Origin of the sequence: Prauserella isguenensis (genome assembly GCF_014191605.1) — a bacterium.
GTDB lineage: Bacteria > Actinomycetota > Actinomycetes > Mycobacteriales > Pseudonocardiaceae > Prauserella > Prauserella isguenensis.
In genome coordinates this window covers 371499-393404 of the sequence record NZ_JACHWU010000004.1, presented here as the reverse complement: position 1 = coordinate 393404, position 21906 = coordinate 371499, and the positions used below count along the sequence as shown (strand labels likewise).

The 21906-nt window shown below is 69.8% G+C and carries 15 protein-coding genes; 4 read left to right on the top strand and 11 right to left on the bottom strand.

What is annotated here, in order from left to right:
• Positions 1 to 3: 3 nt before the first annotated feature.
• The gene (locus FHS23_RS18115; protein ID WP_183657194.1) at positions 4 to 2040 is read left to right on the top strand and encodes a prolyl oligopeptidase family serine peptidase; all 2037 of its coding nucleotides are present in this window, start codon (positions 4 to 6) and stop codon (positions 2038 to 2040) included.
• Positions 2041 to 2186: 146 nt separating this feature from the next.
• Here FHS23_RS18115 and FHS23_RS18110 read toward each other — a convergent pair whose 3' ends face one another.
• The 4 genes from FHS23_RS18110 to FHS23_RS22965 form a co-directional block, all read right to left on the bottom strand.
• On the bottom strand, positions 2187 to 2765 hold the full coding sequence (locus tag FHS23_RS18110) for a hypothetical protein (protein ID WP_183657191.1): 579 nt from the start codon (positions 2763 to 2765) through the stop codon (positions 2187 to 2189).
• 346 nt (positions 2766 to 3111) lie between these two features.
• Complete coding sequence (locus tag FHS23_RS18105) at positions 3112 to 5973, bottom strand: vitamin B12-dependent ribonucleotide reductase (RefSeq protein WP_183657188.1); 2862 nt, start codon at positions 5971 to 5973, stop codon at positions 3112 to 3114.
• Between the two features lie 79 nt (positions 5974 to 6052).
• Positions 6053 to 6514: a transcriptional regulator NrdR gene (gene nrdR, locus FHS23_RS18100; RefSeq protein ID WP_183657185.1), complete on the bottom strand. Its 462-nt coding sequence runs from the start codon at positions 6512 to 6514 to the stop codon at positions 6053 to 6055.
• A 455-nt stretch (positions 6515 to 6969) separates the two neighbouring features.
• Positions 6970 to 7245: a hypothetical protein gene (locus FHS23_RS22965; RefSeq protein ID WP_221219711.1), complete on the bottom strand. Its 276-nt coding sequence runs from the start codon at positions 7243 to 7245 to the stop codon at positions 6970 to 6972.
• 669 nt (positions 7246 to 7914) lie between these two features.
• Between FHS23_RS22965 and lexA the strand changes: the two genes are divergently transcribed.
• Positions 7915 to 8619 carry a transcriptional repressor LexA gene (gene lexA, locus FHS23_RS18090; protein ID WP_183657182.1) on the top strand — a complete coding sequence of 235 codons (705 nt, stop codon included), beginning with the start codon at positions 7915 to 7917 and terminating at the stop codon, positions 8617 to 8619.
• A gap of 96 nt (positions 8620 to 8715) precedes the next feature.
• Here the strand turns inward: lexA and FHS23_RS18085 are convergent, their stop codons facing one another.
• Both FHS23_RS18085 and hflX read right to left on the bottom strand, forming a co-directional pair.
• On the bottom strand, positions 8716 to 9843 hold the full coding sequence (locus FHS23_RS18085) for a hypothetical protein (protein ID WP_183657179.1): 1128 nt from the start codon (positions 9841 to 9843) through the stop codon (positions 8716 to 8718).
• A gap of 187 nt (positions 9844 to 10030) precedes the next feature.
• Positions 10031 to 11476: a GTPase HflX gene (gene hflX, locus FHS23_RS18080; RefSeq protein WP_246382435.1), complete on the bottom strand. Its 1446-nt coding sequence runs from the start codon at positions 11474 to 11476 to the stop codon at positions 10031 to 10033.
• A 430-nt stretch (positions 11477 to 11906) separates the two neighbouring features.
• Here hflX and FHS23_RS18075 point away from each other — a divergent pair, with 430 nt between their 5' ends.
• Both FHS23_RS18075 and FHS23_RS18070 read left to right on the top strand, forming a co-directional pair.
• Positions 11907 to 12770, top strand: coding sequence for an urea carboxylase-associated family protein (locus FHS23_RS18075; protein ID WP_183657174.1), 864 nt, complete (start codon positions 11907 to 11909; stop codon positions 12768 to 12770).
• Positions 12771 to 12904: 134 nt separating this feature from the next.
• The gene (locus FHS23_RS18070; protein ID WP_183657171.1) at positions 12905 to 13900 is read left to right on the top strand and encodes an SGNH/GDSL hydrolase family protein; all 996 of its coding nucleotides are present in this window, start codon (positions 12905 to 12907) and stop codon (positions 13898 to 13900) included.
• Between the two features lie 102 nt (positions 13901 to 14002).
• On the opposite strand, the gene FHS23_RS18065 is transcribed toward FHS23_RS18070, so the two are convergent.
• The 5 genes from FHS23_RS18065 to FHS23_RS18045 form a co-directional block, all read right to left on the bottom strand.
• On the bottom strand, positions 14003 to 16684 hold the full coding sequence (locus tag FHS23_RS18065) for a valine--tRNA ligase (RefSeq protein WP_183657168.1): 2682 nt from the start codon (positions 16682 to 16684) through the stop codon (positions 14003 to 14005).
• Positions 16685 to 16773: 89 nt separating this feature from the next.
• On the bottom strand, positions 16774 to 17445 hold the full coding sequence (locus FHS23_RS18060) for a GOLPH3/VPS74 family protein (RefSeq protein ID WP_183657154.1): 672 nt from the start codon (positions 17443 to 17445) through the stop codon (positions 16774 to 16776).
• A gap of 120 nt (positions 17446 to 17565) precedes the next feature.
• On the bottom strand, positions 17566 to 20100 hold the full coding sequence (locus FHS23_RS18055; RefSeq protein ID WP_183657152.1) for a M14 family zinc carboxypeptidase: 2535 nt from the start codon (positions 20098 to 20100) through the stop codon (positions 17566 to 17568).
• Positions 20101 to 20250: 150 nt separating this feature from the next.
• A complete protein-coding gene (locus FHS23_RS18050) occupies positions 20251 to 20406 on the bottom strand; it encodes an MFS transporter small subunit (protein ID WP_183657150.1) in 156 nt (51 codons plus the stop codon).
• A gap of 46 nt (positions 20407 to 20452) precedes the next feature.
• Positions 20453 to 21820, bottom strand: a complete 1368-nt coding sequence (locus FHS23_RS18045) for an OFA family MFS transporter (RefSeq protein ID WP_183657148.1) — start codon at positions 21818 to 21820, stop codon at positions 20453 to 20455.
• Positions 21821 to 21906 lie beyond the last annotated feature (86 nt).

The window sequence follows — 21906 nt, the reverse complement described above, 5'->3', positions numbered from 1 at the left end:
CTCATGACCGACGTGCCCGACCCCGCCACGCCCACCGACGATCCGTACCTCTGGCTCGAGGACGTGACCGGCCGGCGCGCCCTCGACTGGGTCCGCGCCCGTAACGACGAGACGACCGCCGCGTACACGGACCGTGCCCGGTTCGCGACCCTTCAGCAGGAGCTGCGGGAGGTTCTCGACGCCGACGACCGGATCCCGTACGTCGTGCGCCGGGGCGAGTTCCTCTACAACTTCTGGCGCGACGCCCGGCACCCGCGGGGGTTGTGGCGCCGCACGACCCTCGACGAGTACCGCACGCCCGATCCGGACTGGGATGTGCTCATCGACGTCGACGCGCTGGCCGAGGCCGAAGACGAGAACTGGGTGTGGCAGGGCGCGACCGTGCTGCGGCCGTCGCTGGACCGCTGCCTCGTGGAGTTCTCGCGTGGCGGGGCGGACGCCGCGGTCGTGCGCGAGTTCGACCTGGAGCGCCGCGAGTTCGTCGCCGACGGCTTCCACCTGCCCGAGGCGAAGAGTTCCGTCAGCTGGATCGACGCCGACACCGTCTACGTGGGTACCGATTTCGGCGAAGGGTCGCTCACCACGTCGGGCTACCCGCGGGTGGTGAAACGCTGGCGCCGTGGCACCTCTCTCGACGACGCCGAGACCGTCTTCGAAGGCAAGCCCGACGACGTCGCGGTCCGCGGTGTCCACGACCCGACGGAAGGCTGGGAACGCGACCTCGTCCGGCGGAGCATCGAGTTCTACCGCAGCGAACTGCACCTGCGCACCGCCGACGGCCTCGTGCGCATCGACGTCCCCGACGACGCCGTGGCCTCGCTGCATCGGGAGTGGCTGCTGGTGCGCACGCGCAGCCCGTGGGGCGAACACCCCGCGGGCGCGCTCCTGGCGGCCCGCCTCGACGACTTCCTCGGCGGGGACACCACGATGACGGCCCTGTTCACCCCGGACGCCCACACCTCCCTCGACTACTACGCCTGGACGCGCCACCATCTCGTCGTCGGAACCCTGAGCGACGTGAGCACACGGTTGCGTGTGCTCACCCCCACCGAGAACGGCTGGCACGACGAGCCTCTCGCCGGCGTGCCGGACATCGGCAGTGTCGACCTGGTCGACACCGAACCGGACGTCGACGACGAGATCCTGGTGGAGGTCACCGGATTCACCCAGCCGTCGTCACTTCTCCACGGCGTCGTCGGCGACGGGCGGTACGAGACGCTCAAACAGGCACCGGCACGGTTCGACGCGACCGGACTGACGACCGAGCAGTTCTTCGCCACGTCCGACGACGGCACGAGAATCCCGTACTTCGTGGTCCGCAAGGCGGGTGCCGAACCCGGACCCACGCTGCTCGGCGGTTACGGCGGGTTCGAGGTCTCGCAGACGCCGTACTACAGCGGTGTCGTCGGCCGGGGCTGGCTCGCGCGCGGCGGCACGTACGTACTCGCCAACATCCGCGGCGGCGGCGAGTACGGGCCGGATTGGCACAACCAGGCGATCAAGCAGCACCGACACCGCGTCTACGAGGATTTCGCCGCTGTGGCACGGGATCTGACCGAGCGCGGCATCGCCACCCGCGACCGGCTCGGCATCCAGGGCGGCAGCAACGGCGGGCTCCTCATGGGCGTGATGCTCACGCGGTATCCGGAACTGTTCGGCGCGATCGTGTGCCAGGTGCCGCTGCTCGACATGCGGCGTTACCACCTGTTGCTGGCGGGCGCCTCCTGGATGGCCGAGTACGGCGACCCCGACGACCCCGAGCAGTGGGTCCACATCGGGGCCTACTCGCCGTACCAGAACGTCCGGAGTGGACAGCCCTATCCGCCGCTGCTGATGCTCACGTCGACCCGCGACGACCGCGTCCACCCCGGCCACGCGCGCAAGATGGTGGCACGGCTGCTCGAATCCGGCTACGCGCCGGACAGCGTGCGGTACTACGAGAACATCGAAGGCGGCCACGGCGGTGCGGCCGACAACGCACAGTTGGCGTTCAAGACCGCACTGGCCTACGAGTTCCTCTGGGAGCAGCTCGGCGGGTGACGCCGAGGCGGGACACACGCGGGCCCGCGGCGAGCCGTTCCGCAGAACGACGGGCCGGAGACGTCGTTGGTCTCCGGCCCGTCGCCGCGATGGTCACGACCGGTTCTTCCGGTGCGATCGGCGACCCCGCCACGTCGTTGCGCGTGTCAGGCGCCTGCGGAGTCCGGGTCCAGTTCCTGGGCACGGTCCTGCAGCTCGAGCGCGATGGGTTCGGCCTCGTCGTACCGGTCGGGGTAGGCCGACCGCTGCACGGATTGGGCGACCTGGCCCGCGGTGAAGTCGGGATTCGCCGCGTCGATCTCGATCGCCCCCGCCGTGCCGTCCGACGGGTTGCCGTGCAGGAAATCGTACGTCGCGAGCTCCGGGTCCCCGGCGTTGACCCAGCCGAAGTCCGGCCGCTGTTGGAACACGCCGATGGACGAGGCGTGCCCGCAGTCGAGATCGTTGGCGTGCGACTCGACCCACGCGGCCTCGTAGGTGGCCAGCCGCACCTTCTCACTGGCGTCCTGGTCGTCGAGGACGTTCTCGATGATCACCAGAACGTCGTCGTCGGCTTCCGCGGGCACCTCGCAGTTGATCTGCACGGGAGCCTCGGCTGCCGGAATGTGTCCGCCCGGCCGCAGCAGCGCGTCGTAGCCCTCGTCCGCCGCTGCAGGTGCCGCGATTCCCAGTGTCAGCGCCGACACGGCGAGGCCGGTCAGCATTCCTGTCCTCAAGGTGGTCATGCCGTCCCTTCCATAGGTGGTCGTCCTACGAGCAGGTGAAGTGACGTGCTCCGGTCGTGCACCGGGCGACCACTCCTCGGAGTCGGCTCGCCGATGCGACGACCGCGTTCACGTTAGAAGCACCCACAGGTAGACACCTACGGCCGAAAGTTCCTTACGCAGTGAACCGGACAGGCGCAAATATCGCACGTCGTGCCATTTCGGACACCGCACAGTCGGGTGACGACGACATGGGGCCCCGGCGCGCACGGACGAGGGCCGGGGATCGGCGTGATCCCCGGCCCTCGTGATCACCGGTGTGAACCGGCCTCCGGAGGGTCTCCGGAGGCCGGTCCCGACCCTCGGGTCAGCTGCAGCCCGATGTGGCGCCGCAGCCTTCGCAGGCGTAGCAGGAACCGGCGGGGCGCATCTTCGTCCCGCAGGTCATGCACAGCGGGGCGTCCGCGGCCTTGCCGAGCTGCAGTTCCACCAGCTCGGTGGTCGTGTGCGCATGATCCCCGGACTCGGTTCCCTCGTCGGCCGACTGCTCGGCCACCTGGGTACCGCCGAAGTCCACGGTGCTGCGCAGCGTCTCCAGGTCGACACCCTCGCTCTCGGAGGAGCCGCCGCCGTTGTAGTCGGCCTCGACCTGTGCCGCGCGCTCGTCGGCGGTGAAGATGCCGAGCTGGGCGCGCTTGTCGTACGGCAAGTAGTCGAGCGCGAGCCTGCGGAACAGGTAGTCGAGCACGCTCGTCGCCATGCGCACGTCCGGGTCGTCGGTCATGCCCGCGGGCTCGAAGCGCAGGTTCTGGAACTTCTGCACGTAGAACTCGAGCGGAATGCCGTACTGCAGGCCCACCGAGATCGACATCGAGAAGGCGTCCATCACGCCGGCGAGTGTCGAACCCTGCTTGCCGAGCTTGACGAAGATCTCGCCGAGCCCGTCGTCCGGGTACGAACCGGCCGTCAGATAGCCCTCGGCGCCGGCGACGGTGAACGACACGGTCTGGCTCGGCCGCTTCTTCGGCAGGCGCTTGCGCACCGGGCGGTACTCGACCACCTTCTCCGGCTCGGCCTCGCTCTTCTCCTGCTTGCCCGTGGACAGGGGCTGGCCGACCTTGCAGTTGTCGCGGTAGATCGCCAGTGCCTTCAGGCCGAGCTTCCAGCCTTCGAAGTAGATCTCGGCGACCTCGTCGACGGTCGCCGACTCCGGCATGTTGACGGTCTTCGAGATCGCGCCCGAAATGAACGGCTGTACGGCCGCCATCATCCGCACGTGGCCCATTGGGGCGATGGACCGTTCGCCGACCGCGCAGTCGAACACCTCGTAGTGTTCGCTCCGCAGCCCCGGCGCATCAATGACGTGGCCGTGCTGTGCGATGTAGTCGACGATCGCCTCGACCTGCTCCTCCTGGTAGCCCAGGGCACGGAGCGCACGCGGCACCGCGTTGTTGACGATCTGCATCGACCCGCCGCCGACGAGCTTCTTGAACTTCACCAGCGAGAAGTCCGGCTCGATTCCGGTGGTGTCGCAGTCCATCATGAAGCCGATCGTGCCCGTGGGCGCGAGCACGCTGGCCTGCGCGTTACGCCAGCCGGAGCGCTCACCGACCTCGATGCCGCGCTTCCACTCGTCCGTGGCGAGCGCCCGCACGTTCGCGTCGTTGCTGTGCAGCGTCCGCACGAGCTCGTTCGCCGCGGCGTGCTTGCGCATGACCCGCTGGTGCCCCTCGGCGTTGCGGGCGTAGCCCTCGTAGGGCCCGACGACCCCGGCCATCTCGGCGGAACGGCGGTACGACACCGCGGTCATCAGCGACGTGATCGACGCGGCGAGCGCACGGCCGCCGTCGGAGTCGTAGGCGTGGCCGGTCGCCATGAGCAGGGCGCCCAGGTTGGCGTAGCCGATGCCCAGCTGGCGGAACTTCCGGGTGGTGTCGCCGATCGCCTCGGTCGGGAAGTCGGCGAAGCAGATCGAGATGTCCATCGCGGTGATGACCAGCTCGACGGCCTTCGCGAACAGCTGCGCGTCGAACGAGCCGTCGTCGGACAGGAACTTCAGCAGGTTCAGCGACGCCAGGTTGCAGCTCGAGTTGTCGAGGTGCATGTACTCCGAGCAGGGGTTGGACGCGGTGATCCGGCCGGACTCGGGGCAGGTGTGCCAGTCGTTGATGGTGTCGTCGTACTGCAGGCCCGGGTCGGCGCACTCCCACGCGGCCTGCGCCATCTTGCGAAACAGCGGCTTCGCGTCGGTCTGGTCGACGACCTCACCGGTGGTGCGGGCACGCAGGCCGAACTTGTCGTCGGACTCCACCGCTCGCATGAACTCGTCGGACACACGCACCGAGTTGTTCGCGTTCTGGTACTGCACCGACGCGATGTCGCTGCCGCCCAGGTCCATGTCGAACCCGCCGTCGCGGAGCACCCGGATCTTGTGCTCCTCCTTGGCCTTGGTCTCGATGAACTCTTCGACGTCGGGGTGGTCGACATCGAGCACGACCATCTTCGCCGCGCGGCGCGTCGCGCCGCCGGACTTGATCGTGCCCGCCGAGGCGTCGGCGCCGCGCATGAACGACACCGGACCGGACGCCGTGCCACCGGAGGAGAGAAGCTCCTTCGAGGAACGGATCCGCGAGAGGTTCAGACCGGCACCGGAACCGCCCTTGAAGATGCGGCCTTCCTCCTTGTACCAGTCGAGGATCGACTCCATCGTGTCGTCGACCGACAGGATGAAGCACGCCGAGACCTGCTGCTTCGACGTGGTGCCGACGTTGAACCAGACCGGCGAGTTGAAGCTGAACACCTGGTGGAGCAGCATCCAGGTGAGTTCGTGCTCGAAGATCTCCGCGTCGGCTGGCGAGGCGAAGTAGCCGTGCTCGGTACCCGACGTGACGTAGGTCTTCACGACGCGGTCGATCAGCTGCTTGAGGCTGCTCTCCCGCTCCGGGCTGCCGACGGCACCCCGGAAGTACTTGCTGGTGACGATGTTCGTGGCGTTGATCGACCAGGCCTCGGGGAACTCGACACCGCGCTGTTCGAAGTTCACCGTCCCGTCGCGCCAGTTGGTCATGACGACGTCACGCTTCTCCCACGTGACCTCGTCGTACGGGTGCACCCCCTCGGTCGTGAACACACGCTGGACCCGCAGGCCCTTCCGTGCGCCACCGCCGCCACCGGACCGCTTCTTCGACGTCTTCGAGGCCTCGGCGCCGGCTCCGACCGTTTCTGTCATGACTCCCACTCCCGCGATTGGCACCAAGCGGCGACGCCGTGGCGTCGTCCGCATCTACTCCCACTGCCGACTGAGGACCTCAGTCGACTGAATCCGCAATCGCCTGACGAAGGTCCGTGATCTCCTTCTCGAAGTCCTCGATGGAGGAGAACGCGCGGTAAACGCTCGCGAACCGCAGATACGCCACAGCGTCGAGTTCCCGCAGGGGCCCGAGAATCGCCAGTCCGACCTCGTGACTCGGGATCTCCGCCACGCCCGCTGCCCTGATCGACTCCTCGACGCGCTGCGCGAGCTGTTGCAGCGCGTCGTCGTCGACCGGGCGGCCCTGACAGGCCCGGTGCACGCCCCGGATGACCTTGTCCCTGCTGAACTGTTCCGTGACCCCGGAACGTTTGACGACGGCGAGCACCATCGACTCCGAGGTCGTGAACCGGCGACCGCACTTCGAGCACGAACGCCGACGCCGGATCGCCTGCCCTTCGTCCACCTCACGAGAATCGACGACACGGGAATCGGCATGCCTGCAGAACGGGCATCGCATGACCGAACCACCTCCCCTTCTCCGGCGCCTGCGCACTGTGCGCCGCGGCCATCGCCGGACCACGTCCCGTGGCACCGGCTACGGGTGCGTTCCGACGCACCGTCGACGACTCTCGATCACCCCGCCGATCCCGGGGACCGGTGACGAGACCGGTCGTGACGGTGCGGCGAGGACTGTCGATCACCAGGTCGTCCTGGTGATCAATCTGTGGATACCCGGTGGGCAAAGGCCGACGAGCTGTGGATAACCCTGTCCGAGTTTACCCCAATTTGTGGACCAACTACAGCCGTGTAACTACTAGATGTGGGGGTTGACTGTAGGAGCGCACCCACCCGCCACGCAAGCTGACACAGCCATCCGACGAGTGATCACCGACATAGCTCACCACCCCGGGGGAGCCGGTCCGGGCAGCGTCTACGGAAAACCGCAGGAGACCTGCCGGACGGCCGACACGGTCACGACCCGACGGGAACCACCAACGGGGTACCCGCCCTCACCGCACCACTCGCCAGATCGTTGAGCTCCCGAATGCGCGACACGACAGCGGCCGGGTCCGCCTCGGGTGCCGCAGACGCCGCGACGTCCCACAGCGACTCCCCCGCACCGATCGACACGACCGCCGTGTCCGCCGGCACCACGGAGTCTGCGGTGCCACCGGAGCCGCCGGTCGCAGCGAGTGCGTTGGCCAGCAACCCGCACATCACCGCGAAGGAGAACACGCCCGCCGCCACGGCGGTCAGGAGCCACCCCTGTGTTGTGATCCGTGTCCGCGAGCACGCACGCACCGGGACGCGGGTACGCGGCCGCACCGGCCCACTCCGCGTCGGCGGTCGGCGCGATTCGGCAGGCACCACCCGGACCCAGCGGGTCGTTCGCCGATCGCGAACGCCTCCCCTCACCGACGCCGGCACCGGGCGCAGTCCGGACATGCCGTCGACACGCTCGGGAGCGACGTGCTCCCACCCCCGTCGGCCGCGACCGCCGTCCCCGGTCGCGGGAACGCGGGCCGAACCGGAGCGCCCGCCAGGCCGCCCCGACCTGCTATACCTCGCATGCCCACCCTCCAGCGGCCGCTCCCGCTGCAGTACGATCGACATGGTCACCTCCTCGAACATCCGATCGATCGAACGCCTGTACGATGTGTACCACCCGGGTCCGACAAAATCGATACCTGTACGGCGTGTCCCTCGAACAGATGTTTGAGATTCGCGGGCGGGGAGGCTAGCGTCGGAGATGTACGGCGTGCCACCCGGTCATCACGGCCTGTCGCGGCTCGCCGGACACGACCGAGCACACGACGACATCGACCAGACGACACAGCACACGACGAGACGCGGTGCCGGGCGGCACCGCGATCACCGGGCAGTCGTATCCACTGCCCGCGACTGGGAGGCGACACGGTGGCACGCAAGACCCACGACGAGACCGGCGGCAAGCGCGGTCCCGGCAGCACTGTTCACGACCTGCCGGAGGTCACCGAAGAAGGCCTCACCCCGCGACAGCAGCGCGTCCTGGCCGTCATCCGCTGGTGGGTGGACCGCTACGGCTACCCGCCGAGCGTCCGCGAGATCGGCGAGGCCGTCGGCCTGACGTCGACCTCGTCGGTGCACCATCAGTTGGGAGCACTGCAGCGCAAGGGCTACCTGCGACGAGACCCGAACCGCCCGCGTGCGGTGGGCATGCTGACGACCGAGTCGATCTCGAAGCTGAACCCGTCCGAGGACAGGCCCACCCCTGCGTTCGTGCCGATCCTGGGCCGCATCGCGGCCGGTGGCCCGGTGCTGGCCGAGCAGGCCGTCGAGGACGTCTTCCCCCTCCCCAAGGACCTCGTCGGCGAGGGAAACCTGTTCCTGCTCAGCGTCACCGGTGATTCGATGGTCGACGCGGCCATCACCGACGGGGACTGGGTCGTCGTCCGTCAGCAGGAGGACGCCGAGAACGGTGAGATCGTCGCAGCCATGATCGACGGCGAGGCGACCGTCAAGACGTTCAAGCGCAAGGACGGCCACATCTGGCTGCTCCCGCACAACGAGGCGTACGAGCCTATCCCCGGTGACGACGCCCAGATCCTGGGCAAGGTGGTCGCGGTCCTGCGCCGGCTGTGACAGCGGCGGCACCGACATGTGGGCGGGCCCCGCGTCACCGGGGCGGTGGCGTCGGCCGCATGTCATCCCCGCCCCGGCCCGACGTCGGAGCCGATGTCACCGCCGACGCCGGCGGACGGCCACGACCGACGCCGCCATCAGCGCGACCGCGGCAAGTCCTGCCCCGACCGGTATGAGAGGGAAGCCCGCGGAATCGTCCTGCCGTCGGGTGTCAGCCGTAGCCTCCCGGTCCTGCTGGTCGGCGCCGGTGGACCCGGACAGGCCCGCTCCGTGTTGCGAGTCGGCACCGGTTCCGTTCCCCGGCGTGCTCGACGTTTCGTCTCCCGGCCCGCCCACACCCGGGCGTCCTCCGACCAGTCCGGTCGCTCCCGGCACGACGCGCACCGGATTGCCGACGCCTTCGCTCACGGACACGAGCGCTCCGTCGGGCGCGAACGCGATCGCCTCTCCCTGCGGTTCGCCGGGCAAGGGCACGCGCACCGGGTCGCGCTCCAGCGCGGCGACGACGTCGCCGTCCGGCGCGGGATAGAGGTACGCGTCCGTGTAGGTGCGCAGCGCGATGACCCGGCCGTCGTGGCTCGTCGCGCCGCCGGTGATGAGCACGGATCCGGCGGCACCGACCGGGCCGCCCTGCGTCGCGGTCGGCGAGACGCTCACGGTGCCGACCTTCTCGAGCGGCGTCGGCCCCGGGCTGCGCAAGCGCGCGGCCGGGCGGTACACGGCCGACATGCCGGTCATGCTCTTCGTGACGATGTGCGGGGTGCCGTCCCGGTCGAGGATGAGAGCCTCGGCGTCGCGCGCACCGTCGGGGTAGGACAACCGGTACAGGGTCGACCCGTGTCCGGGTCGCAGTGCGTGCAGCGCCACGGTGTTCCGCTGGCCACGGTTGTCGCCGACGTCTGCCAGCCAGAACGTGCCGTCGGCCGCCCGCCCTAAGTCTTCGACGTCGTACGGGTCGGTCGGATCGGTGAGCACGTCGGACACCGCGCAGTTTCGGTCGACCACATGGACCCGCACTTCCGTCCCACCGTCGTTGACGACGTACCACCGGTCGTCGTCGGCGACGAGCCCCGAGGCCTCGGCAAGAGTGGGGTCGTCGAGGCGACACACCGGTTCGGGAACCGGCGGGGTACGGCCGGGGTGCCTGGCTTGGGCCACCGGCGCGGCGTCCGTGACGGCCGGCCCGACGGCGGCGCTCAGGGCGATGACCGAGATGGCCACCACGATCGCGCCGACGAGCCGTCCCGCCCGAGACTCCGCCGTTCGGCGGCGCTGTTCTCCCCCGCCGATACCCCGACCTGCTGCCCCGCCGACGCCGCGACGGCGTGCCGCTCCCCGACGGCCCCTCCGACGACGCTCCGGTCGACGGTTCGGTGTACGAAGACGCACTGTCCCTCGGGGAGCGGTGCCGTCAGGAGGCCGGCTCGGCGGCGCTGTCGGCCGCGGTGCGGTAGGGCTCGAGCGCGCCGGCCAAGTCCGCGTGCACTCGCGCACACATGCGGGTGCCGTCGGCGGTGTGGTCCTCGGTCAGCACCTCACCTTCGGAGTGCGTCCGTGCGACGAGTTCGCCTCGCGCGTAGGGCACGAGCACGTCGACGAGCGTCTCCGGCCGCGGCAGCCTGTCCGCGATCGCGGCGACCAGCTTTTCGACACCCTCCTGGGTGCGGGCCGACACGACGTGTGCGTCGGGCAGCAGGTGCCGCAGGCGTGCCAGTGACACGGCGTCGGCGGCGTCCGCCTTGTTGATGACGATCAGCTCCGGCGGCAGCGATTCGGACCGTTTGCTGCCGATCTCGGCGAGCACCGTCCGGACGGCCTGCACCTGCTCCTCGGGTGCCGGGTCGGAACCGTCGACGACGTGGAGCAGCAGGTCGGCGTCGGCGGCCTCGTCGAGGGTCGAACGGAACGCGTCGACGAGTTGGTGCGGCAGGTGCCGGACGAACCCGACGGTGTCGGTCAGCGTGTAGGCCCTGCCGTCGGGGGTGACGGAGCGACGGGTCGTGGGGTCGAGCGTGGCGAACAGGGCGTCCTCGACCAGCACGCCGGCGTCGGTCACCGCGTTGAGCAGGCTGGACTTGCCGGCGTTGGTATAGCCGACGATCGCCACGCTCGGCACGTCGTTCGCCATGCGGCGCCCGCGTTTGGTCTCGCGGATGGTGTCCATCGCCGAGATCTCACGCCGCAGCTTGGCGACGCGCTTGCTGATGCGCCTGCGGTCGATCTCGAGCTTCGTCTCACCCGGTCCGCGCAAGCCCACGCCGCCGTTGCTCCCCGCGCGACCACCGGCCTGCCGGGACAACGTGTCACCCCAGCCACGCAGCCGCGGGATGAGGTACTGCAGCTGTGCGAGCTCGACCTGCGCCTTTCCTTCCTTCGACCGCGCGTGCTGGGCGAAGATGTCGAGGATCAGGGCCGTGCGGTCGACGACCTTGATGTTGAGCTTGTCCTCGAGCTGACGGAGCTGGCCGGGCGAGAGCTCACCGTCGCAGATGACGGTGTCCGCACCGGTGGCGACGACGACGTCGGCGAGTTCGCGGACCTTCCCCGAGCCCACGTACGTCGCCGGGTCCGGCCGGTTGCGCCGCTGCACCAGACCTTCGAGCACCGTGGAGCCCGCCGTTTCGGCAAGCCTGGCGAGTTCCTCGAGGGAGGCTTCGGACTGGGCGGCCGTGCCTTCGGTCCACACGCCGACGAGCACGACGCGTTCGAGCCGCAGCTGCCGGTTCTCTACCTCGGTGATGTCGGACAGTTCGGTGGACAGCCCGGCGACCCTGCGCAGCGACGCGCGGTCCTCGAGCTCCAGTTCGCCGGTCGACGGTGCGTCGTCGAACACCTCGTCCAGCGTGTCGGCGGGCAGGTCCGCCTGCGACGTCAGCACGTCGCCGCGATTCCGGTTACTCACAAGCCTCCATGTCGGATGTCGTCGCCGCGCTCGCGGCGCCTTCACGTCCATCGTCCCACGTTCCGCCGGATTCGCCGACCCGTTTAACCGCTCGGCTACGGAAACGGCCCGTGACGGACGTGCCAGGCTCCCGGTCTCAGCCGTCCGGGTGTCGGATCCCGCCTTCGCGGCTGCCTGACGCACCGCGGATGGGAATGTGTCGAACGGCCGCCTACCGGCCGTGCCCTCCGCCGGTCGGCGCCTCATCGAGGTCAACGGGCCGATCAGCGGGCCTATTCCCGGTCACACCCGCCCAGGGCGTGCGGCGAGCTCGCGGCGGTCGGTCGGGAAACCCGTACCGTGACCGCCGAACGCGGACGGCGGCGACGAGGAGGCGGAGCGCGACATGGTGGAGGCGGCGTACCAGGGCACGGCGCTGGAGGTGGACCGCGCGTTCTACCGGGGCATCGCCGGTGGCGAGCGCGAGAAGGTCGACGACTTCGAGATCCCGATCCGGTCGGGCCGCGCGTGGGAGGTGCCTGCCGGGCACGTGTGCCGGCTCGTGACGGTCGACGGTCCGCAGGTCGGCGACCTCAACGTGTGGAACCGCCGCAACCCCCGCGAACGGCTCTGGGCCTCGCGAACCCGGCAACTGCAGCGAGCACACGTCTCGACGTTCGACCGGTTGTGGTCGACGCTGCCCTACCTGCGGCCGCTGCTGACCGTCACCTCCGACACGCTCGCCGACCACGGGCCCGACTCGGACGGCGGTCGGGTGCACGACCTGCTCGGCACCCGGTGCGATCCGTACGTCAACCGCATGCTCACCGGCGAGGACTTCGACTACCACTGTCATTCGAACCTCGTCCGCGCCGTCGCACCGTACGGGCTCACCGAGTTCGACGTGCACGACGTGCTCAATGTCTTCCAGTGCACCGGATTGACCGCCGACGACCGTTACTTCATGAAGGCCTGCCCCGCCCGGCCCGGCGACCACTTCGAGTTCTTCGCCGAGCAGGACCTGTTGTGCGCGCTCTCGACGTGTCCGGGCGGTGACCTGTCCGTGCCGCTGTGGGGCCCGGACGCCCGTGACCCGATCGACGTCTGCCACCCGATCGGCGTCGAGGTGTACGCCGTCGACTCCGCGCTGCTGGCGGGCTGGCGGCAACCGGACGTCGCCGCCTACGCGGGCGGGCACGGGCTCACCGCACCCGAATGGGACTCCACGACCACGGAGTGTCACGACCCGGCCGGCCACGACGGCTACTGACCGCGGTGTCGGTCACGGATGGTGATCACTGCGTCCTCAGGTCGGGCGACAGCGTCCACACGTTCGCCGTCTGGCCACCGCCGTTCGAGACCGGATAGGACATAACAGACCTGTCCGACGGCGATCGGGGACGCATGCGGACATCGCTAACCGACCACACCGACCTCCACGCACCGCGTCGTGACCTCACCGCACCGCACGCCCGCTCAGGCGCGCGCCGGGTGAGGCGGCTGTCGGCCACGCTCGGCGCACTGCTGCTGTGCCTGACCTCGACGCTCGCGGTCGCCCCGCCGGCGTCGGCATCGGGGCAACCGCGGTTCGACCACTACGTCGCGCTCGGCGACTCGTACACCTCGGGACCGTTGATCCCGCTGCCGAAACCCACCGCGCCGCTCGGTTGTGCCCGGTCCACGGCGAACTACCCGACGATGCTCGCCGCCCAGCTCCACCTCGGATCGTTCCGCGACGTCAGCTGCGGCGGGGCGACCACCGGCGACATGACCGAGCCGCAACGCACCCCGCTCGGCACGAACCCGCCCCAGCTCGACGCCCTGCGGCCCGGCACGGACCTCGTCACGCTCGGCATCGGCGGCAACGACGAGGGCGTCTTCGGCGACATCATCGGCACATGTCCCGGCCTGCGCGCCCAGAACCCGTCGGGAAGCCCGTGCCGGGACCACTTCACCGAGTCGGGCACCGACACCCTCGCCGAGGCCGTCGCCCGCACCGGGAAGCGGGCCGGAGCGGTGCTCGACGAGATCGCGGCCCGTTCACCGCACGCCACGGTGCTCGTCGTCGGGTATCCGCGGATCACGCCCGCGCCCGGCACAGGCGTCACCTGCCCGGACGTCCTGCCGTTCGCCGACGGGGACCTCGCCTGGGCCGACGACATCGAATCGTCGCTCAACGACGCGCTCCGCACCGCGGCCGAGCACCACGGTGCGTCCTTTGTAGACATGTATCCGGCTTCCTACGGTCACGACGCGTGCGCCGGCCCGCAGGCGTGGATCCAGGGCAAGCACAGCAATCCCCTGGTCGCGATGTCGTATCACCCGAACGCCGCCGGTATGTACGGCGTCGCCACCGAGATCCGCCGCACCCTGAACGCGGCACGCGCACCGACACGCTGAGCCCGGCAACACCGCACTCCACCCGGCCACCCCGCAAACAGCCGTGGCCCGCTGCTCCGCCGGACGCGGAGCCGCGGGCCACGGCGGATGCGGCGGCTGCGGTCAGGAGGCGGGCAACGACTCCAGCCGCGCGGTGATGCGTTCGATGTCGGCGGCTGCCGTGTCACGGCGCACGCGGATCTTGTCGACCACGTCGGCGGGCGCCTTGTCGAGGAACGACTGGTTGCCCAGTTTGCCCTCGGTCTGCTTGAGCTCCTTCTCGGCCGCCGCCAGGTCTTTCTCGAGCCGCTTGCGCTCGGCCGCGACGTCGATGGTGCCCGACGTGTCGACCTCGACCACCGCGGTGCCACCGGCGAGCACGACTTCGATCGACGCCGTGGCCGTGAACTCGTCGCCGGGCTCGGTCAGCTTCGCCAGCGACCGCACCGCTTCCTCGTGCGCCGCGACAGCGTCGAAACCGGGCCCGGACAGTCGGGTCGCGACCTTCTGCCCCGGCTTGAGGCCCTGATCGGAACGGAATCGGCGCACCTCGGTGACAAGCTTCTGCACATCCTCGATCCGGCCCTCCGCGGCCGGATCGGCGGCGGGCAGCAGGTCGCCCTTCGGCCACTCGGCCACGACCAGCGAAGCTCCCCCACCGGCTACGCCCTCATTGGTGGGGGCACCCCCACTGCCGGTCAACGTCGTCCACAGGCGTTCGGTCACGAACGGGACGAACGGGTGCAGCAACCGCAGCACCGTGTCCAGCGCGTGTCCGAGGACGGCCCGGGTGTCGTCGGCCTTCTCCCCGGACAGCTGCACCTTGGCCAGCTCGATGTACCAGTCGCACAGCTCGCCCCACGTGAAGTGGTAGAGCAGGTTCGTGGCCTTGGCGAACTGGAACTCCTCCAGCAGCTCGTCCACTTCGGACAGCACCGTGGACAGGCGGCCCAGGATCCAGCGATCCGCCTCGGTCATGTCCTCGACCGCCGGGAGCGGGCGCGCGGTCGTCGCGCCGTTCATGATCGCGAACCGCGCCGCGTTCCACAGCTTCGTGCAGAAGTTGCGCGACCCGGCGGCCCAGTCCTCGGCCAGCGCCAGATCAGTCCCCGGGTTGGCACCGCGCGCCAGAGTGAAGCGCGTGGCGTCGGCGCCGTAGTTGTCCATCCAGTCGATCGGGTCGAGGACGTTGCCCTTCGACTTCGACATCTTCTTGCCGTGCTGATCGCGGATCAGCCCGTGCAGGTAGATGTGCTGGAACGGCACGGACTGTTCGGCGCCGCGCTGCCCCATCCCGTGGAGGCCGAACATCATCATCCGCACGACCCAGAAGAACAGGATGTCGTAGCCGGTGGACAGCACCGTCGTCGGATAGAACTTCGCCAGGTCCGCGGTGTCGTCCGGCCAGCCCATCGTGGAGAACGGCCACAGGCCCGAAGAGAACCACGTGTCGAGCACGTCGGAGTCCTGATACCACCCCTCGCCCGACGGCGGCTGGTCGTCCGGGCCGACGCAGACCTTCTCGCCGTTCGGGCCGTACCAGACCGGGATCCGGTGCCCCCACCACAGTTGGCGGGAGATCGTCCAGTCGTGCATGTTGTCGACCCAGTCGAAGTAGCGCTTCGCCAGCTCCGGCGGATGGATCTGCACCCGGCCGTCGCGCACCGCGTCACCCGCGGCCTGGGCGAGCGGGCCGACCTTGACCCACCACTGCAGCGACAGCCGCGGCTCGACGACCGTGTCGCAGCGCGAACAGTGTCCGACGGCGTGCACGTACGGCCGCTTCTCCGCGACGATCCGGCCGTCCTCCCGCAGGGCCGCCACGATCGCGGGACGGGCCTCGAACCGGTCCATGCCCTCGAACGGACCGGACGCGGTGATCACCGCCCGCTCGTCCATGATCGACGGCATCGGCAGGCCGTGGCGCCTGCCGATCTCGAAGTCGTTCGGGTCGTGCGCCGGTGTCACCTTCACCGCGCCGGTGCCGAACTCGGGGTCGACGTGCTCGTCGGCCACGATCGGGATGCGCCGTCCGGTGAGCGGCAGCTCGACCTCGGTGCCGACGAGGTGCCGGTACCGCTCGTCCTCCGGATGCACCGCGACGGCCGTGTCACCGAGCATCGTCTCCGCACGCGTCGTGGCGACGACGACCGACGCGTCACCCTCGCCGTAGCGGATCGACACCAGCTCGCCGTCGTCGTCGGAGTGGTCGACCTCGATGTCCGACAGTGCTGTCATGCACCGCGGACACCAGTTGATGATGCGCTCGGCCTGATAGATCAGCCCCTCGTCGTAGAGGCGCTTGAACATGGTCTGCACGGCACGCGAGAGGCCCTCGTCCATCGTGAAGCGCTCACGGGACCAGTCGATGCTCTCGCCGAGCCGCTTCATCTGGCCGAGGATCTTGCCCCCGTACTCGTTCTTCCACTCCCAGACACGCTCGACGAAATTCTCGCGGCCGAGGTCGTGGCGCGAGGCGCCTTCCTTCGCGAGTTCACGCTCGACGACGTTCTGCGTGGCGATACCCGCGTGGTCCATTCCCGGCAGCCACAGCACCTCGTAGCCCTGCATGCGGCGGCGCCGGCTCATCGCGTCCATGAGCGTGTGGTTCAGGGCGTGGCCCATGTGCAGCGTGCCGGTGACGTTCGGCGGCGGCAGTACGATGGAGAACGGCGGCTTGTCAGACGACGCGTCGGCCGTGAAGTAGCCCGCATCTACCCAGCGCTGGTACAGGACGGCCTCTTCGTCGGCCGGGTTCCAGGCGGTGGGAAGGTCCGTGTGCTGCTGGTTCGCGTTCTCCGTCACAGCCGGTAAGTCTACGAACCCGCTCTCGGCGGTTCGTCACCGGCGTACCTCGATCGCGGACGGCCTACGAGGTGGTCACCACGATCGGCCTACGAGGTGGTCACCACGACGGCCGCCATCACCGCGACCATCACGGCCGCCGTCACCTCGTCGATCGCCTTCCGCACGGCGTCACTGCCCCAGTTGCCCTCGGCGACCTGCTCGGCGCGTTTCCTGGTCGCCTCGGCGTCGTCGGTCGGGAACGCGTGCCCGACCGACTTCGTCGCGACGAGCAGTGCGATCACCGCGGCGGTACGGTCGTCGGGCTCCCCGCCCTCCACCAGCACGTGATGCAGCTCGGCACGAAGCCGCTGCTCGTGCCGGCCGTCTACCGCGGGCCAGCGTGTGACGGGGAACAGCTTGAGCACCTTCCTGCTCTCCCGCCGCAGCACGCCGCGATCGGCCAGGCCGGACAACAGCCGGTCGACCGGGCTGTCCTTGGCGAGCCGTGCGACGGCGTCCTTCGGTTTCGCACCCACCTTCTCGGCGAGTGCCGCCAGCGCCCCGTCCAGTTCGGCGTCACCCACGGGGCCGGTGTCGCGCAGCACGATGCGACCTGCCCCGGCCTCGTCGGCCTCGCCGGTGACGTCGACCTTGCCGAGCAGCGTCAGTTCGAGCAGGAGCGCCCCGGCCACGGCGTGGTCGAGGTTCTCGACCCCCGAGACCGGGGTGCCCTCCGTGTCGTCGAACGCCAACAGCAGCAGGTCCTCCGCGATGAGCATGGCCGCACCCTAGCCGCGGCGGCAGGCCCTCACCACCGATTCGCCGCGAGGCGCCCCGCGCACGCCACCGTGCACCGCGGCGCATCCACGGTGCATCCGCGGCGCACGGCCGCCGGAGCCTCAGGAAGTCCAGAACACCGCATCGGCTACCTGCGCGTACAACCCCTTCGGATGGTCGCGGAACATCGGCTCAGTACCGAACAACACCGCCCGCGTGCCGTCGTCCGTGACGCCGGAGACGACGGACGCCTCGCCCGCGGCCTCGGCGGGGCCACCCACGTCCTCACCCGGCCGCCAATGTCCCGAGACGAGCGGGTCCCGGGTGTAGCGCTGCTCGGCAGTCACGGCCTCACCCAGGCCGGTGAACCACAGCGGCGCGTAGACGAACGAATGCCCGGGTGCTCGATCGAGCACGCCACCCTCACCGTCGGTCACCGACACGACACCGTTGGCGTCACCCCGCCCTTCGACCGCGGTGACGGGCAGTAGGCCGGCGGCCTCGTTGAACGCCGCGCCGCCCGCACCGCGGGCCACGACTCCGCCTCCCCCGTCGAGGAACGCCTGCAGCCTGCGCTTCGCGTCCGCCGTCAACGCGTCGTGGTCGAGCCCCGTGGAGACCACCAGCGCGCTCACGCCGTCGAAGTCGAAGCCGTCGTTGAGGACCGCCGTCGACACCGGGCGAACGTCGAAGCCGAGTCCGCGCAGCACGGCGAGTTCGTCGGCGGACGCGGCGGCGGCGATCACCGGCGCCGCCACCGGTGTCCCGGACGAATCCTTGCCCGCCCGGGTGAAGGACACACCGAACCGGTCGGCCGCCGTCGCCGCCTCGCTGCGCGCCGACGCGGGGACGACGAGCGTGCCGTCCTCACCGCGCGTCACCTCGACCCCGCGCTCGAGCAGGTACGTCGCGGCCTGCACGTCGGCACCGTCGGTGAGGGTCAGCGCCAGATCGGCGTTCGGCGACGGCGGGAGCGAACCCGTCGGCCCGGCCGCCGCGACCGGTGCCGTGCGCACCGCGGGCGCCTCGTCGGTGGCGACGTCGACCGTCGCGCCCCACAGCAGGCCGAGGCTCCAGCCGGAGATGTCGTACATCCGCGGGACGTCCCCGGAGATGTCCTGGCCCGCCGACAACATGGCGTTGGCGAGGCCGCGCTTGGGCTGGTGCATGTCGACGACGTACGAACCCTTCCGGTAGCGCTGTCCGTCGAGGTGGAAGGTGTGCTGTGCCCGGGACACGCGCACATCGTGCGCGACGAGGTGGTCGACGAGCCGGGCCGCGGCGGGTGCCGACCGCTGGCCCTCGCCTGCCGGGATGACGTAGGCGCGCGGGAACTCCGCCGAGTAGCGGTCCTCCTCGCCGAACCCGGGGACGTACTCGTCCGGGATGTCGCGCTGCGGCTCGCCCGCCCAACCGCGGCGGTACGTCTCGATCTGGTCGGCGAGCAGCTCGCCGCGATGCTCCTCGGCGTACTCGACGGCCGACGTGATCGTCGCGTCGGCCACGTCGCGGTTGACGCTCGACCGTCGTCGCAGTTCTTCGACCGGCAGCTGTTCGTACTCCGCACGGTTCACCCGCAACGGCACCTCGACGGTGTGTCCCACCGCGCCGTGATAGATCGAGTACATCGGCGTGAAGATGGGCGGCCAGTCGTCCCACTCGCCCGGTGCGAAGTCGCGGAACGGGATGTCGGCCCGCGCGGTCTCCTCGTGACCCAGTTCGCCGATGGCGCGTTCCATACCGAGCGCGTTCTCGTAGGCGTGCTTGATGTACAGGTCGTACTCGTAGTCCCTGCCGTGCGGCGGCGTGCCCGGTTCGATGAGCGTCGTACCCGTGTAGCCGTGCTCGTCGATCATCACCAGCGGCTGCGTCTCGAGCAGCACGTCCCGCACGGCCCGCGACTCCGGCTGACTCGAGGTGAGGTGGTCACGGTTGACGTCGAAACCCGCGGCGTTCGCCCGAGTACCGGCCACGCGACCGTCGGGATTGTTGGTGACGGTCAGATAGATCCGAGTGGACTCGAGCAGCGCGGCCTCGGCCGGGTCGTCGCCGGTGGCGAGGCGCTCGATGACGTCCAGCGCGCCGTCGGTGCCCTCCCACTCGTCGCCGTGGATGTTGGCGTTGATCCACACCGGGGCCTTGTACTCCCGCGCCAGCCGTTCGTTGTCGGCCGCAGCCGTCGGGTCGTCCTCGATCAGCTCGCGCCAGCGCGCCTGCCGTGCCGCTTCCGCGGGCGATTCCGGGGCGGTGAGCGTCACCAGGTACAGGTCGCGGCCCTGCGTGCTCTGCCCGACGACCTCCGCCGAGACCCGGTCGCTGCGTTCCTGCAGCTCGTTCAGCTGCGGCGCGATGTCGTGGTACGGCGTCAGTCCGAGTTTGATCGCCTTGTCGTCGGGGTTCTCGGGGAACTCCCGCAGGCTGGTCTGTCGCGGATAGCCCGCCTGCTGTCCGACCGGCCGGTTCTCCCCCGCCGCCGTGGCCCGCCCGGGTGTGGCCGCGTCCGCGCTCCGACCGGGAAGGCCGGATTCGCGGTAAGTCGTATCTCCGGTCCCGCCCGGGGGCGGCTCCTGCGCCCCGGCGGGTGTCGTCAGCGCGGATACCGTCACGAGGACGGCGAGGGCGGCGAGTCCACGGCGGACGGAGCGGGATACGGCCACGAGAACCTCCGGTCGGCAGCTGCGCCCCTGTCGGGGTCGGCCGCCCAGCCTTTCGCACGGCTAACGACCGCCGCAAGACTCTGCGGGTAACGCGGACGTAAAACCACCCGGCCGCCGCAATCTCCCACCCCGACGGCCGGGCGCGACCGGTCAGCCGCCGAAGAGCTGCACCATCTTCCGCGCCAGTTCGAACGCTCCGTAGGCGAACGGCAGTCCGACCCACAGCCACGCCAGGATCAGCAGGCCCCTGCGACGCTGTGCCGTCCCGTTCGCCCCCTCCGTCGCTCCGTTCGTACCCTCTGCCATTCGATTCACCTCTCCGCCGCTTCGGTCCACACCTCTGCAGCCCGGGTCATCGCCTCTCCCGCGCGGGGTCGCCGGCCTCGGAATCGTCGGACTGACCCTCACCGGGCTCGTGGAAACGTGGATGCACGGGCCGAACGAACTCGTTCGCGACGAAGCCGACGATCAGCAGACCCATCATGATCAGCAACGACATGGAGTACAGACTCGGCCCTTGTTTGCCCGCCGCCTCCTGACTGTCGGCGATCGCGTTGACGATCAGCGGGCCCAGCACGCCGGCCGTCGACCACGCGGTGAGCAGCCTCCCGTGGATCGCGCCGACCTCGTAGGTGCCGAACAGGTCCTTCAGGTACGCCGGGATGGTGGCGAACCCACCGCCGTAGAACGACAGGATGAGCGCCGCGCACAGCACGAACAGCAACGTCGAGGAGTTCGTCGTCAGTGCGATCGTCAGGTACAGCAACGCACCCACACCGAGGTACAGCCGGTAGATGTTCTTGCGGCCCACGATGTCCGACGTGGACGACCACACGAACCTGCCCAGCATGTTCGTCAGCGACAGCACACCGACGAAGCCGGCGGCCGCTGCGACGCTCACGGGCATCGCCGTGTGACGGAAGAACTCCCTGATCATCGGCGAGGCCTTCTCGAGGATGCCGATGCCCGCCGTCACGTTGAGGCACAGCACCAGCCACAGCAGCCAGAACTGGGGCGTGCGCAGCGCGTTGTTGGCCGACACCGCGACCGTGCGGCCACCGGCCTGCTGCACCGGCGCTCCCGGCGGGGTCCAGTCCGGTGCGGGCACGCGCACCAGCACCACCCCGAGGCCCATGAATCCGAAGTAGACGACACCGTGCACGAGCATCGTCGTCGCGATACCGCCGCTGCCGGTGCCGAACCACGCCAGCATCTGGGCCGACCACGGCGACGCGATCAGCGCGCCGCCGCCGAAGCCCATGATCGCGATGCCGGTGGCCATGCCCGGCCGGTCCGGGAACCACTTGATCAGCGTCGACACCGGAGAGATGTACCCGATGCCCAGACCGACGCCGCCGACGACGCCGTAGCCGAGCACGACCACCCAGAACTGTTCCGTGGCCACACCCAGCGCCGAGATCAGGAAACCCGACGAGAAGCACGTCATCGACACGAACATCGCCCAGCGGGGGCCGTTACGCTCGACGACCGTCCCGCCGAAGGCCGCCGACAACCCCAGCATCACGATGGCCAGCTGGAACGGCAGCGCGCTCTGCGTACCGGTCAGCCCCAGGGAGTCCTCGAGCGGAGGCTTGAACACACTCCACGCGTAGACCTGCCCGATCGCCAGGTGCACGGCCAGGGCCGCGGGCGGGACGAGCCAGCGGCTCCAGTCCGGCGGCGCGACGGTCCGCGAACGGTCGAGGAAACCGAGGGCCATTCGCTCATCTCCTACGCTGGAGTCATGGTGCACGCGCCACAGTAGGCCACCCGGCCGTGACGTCGCACCCCCGAATCCCCGAACCA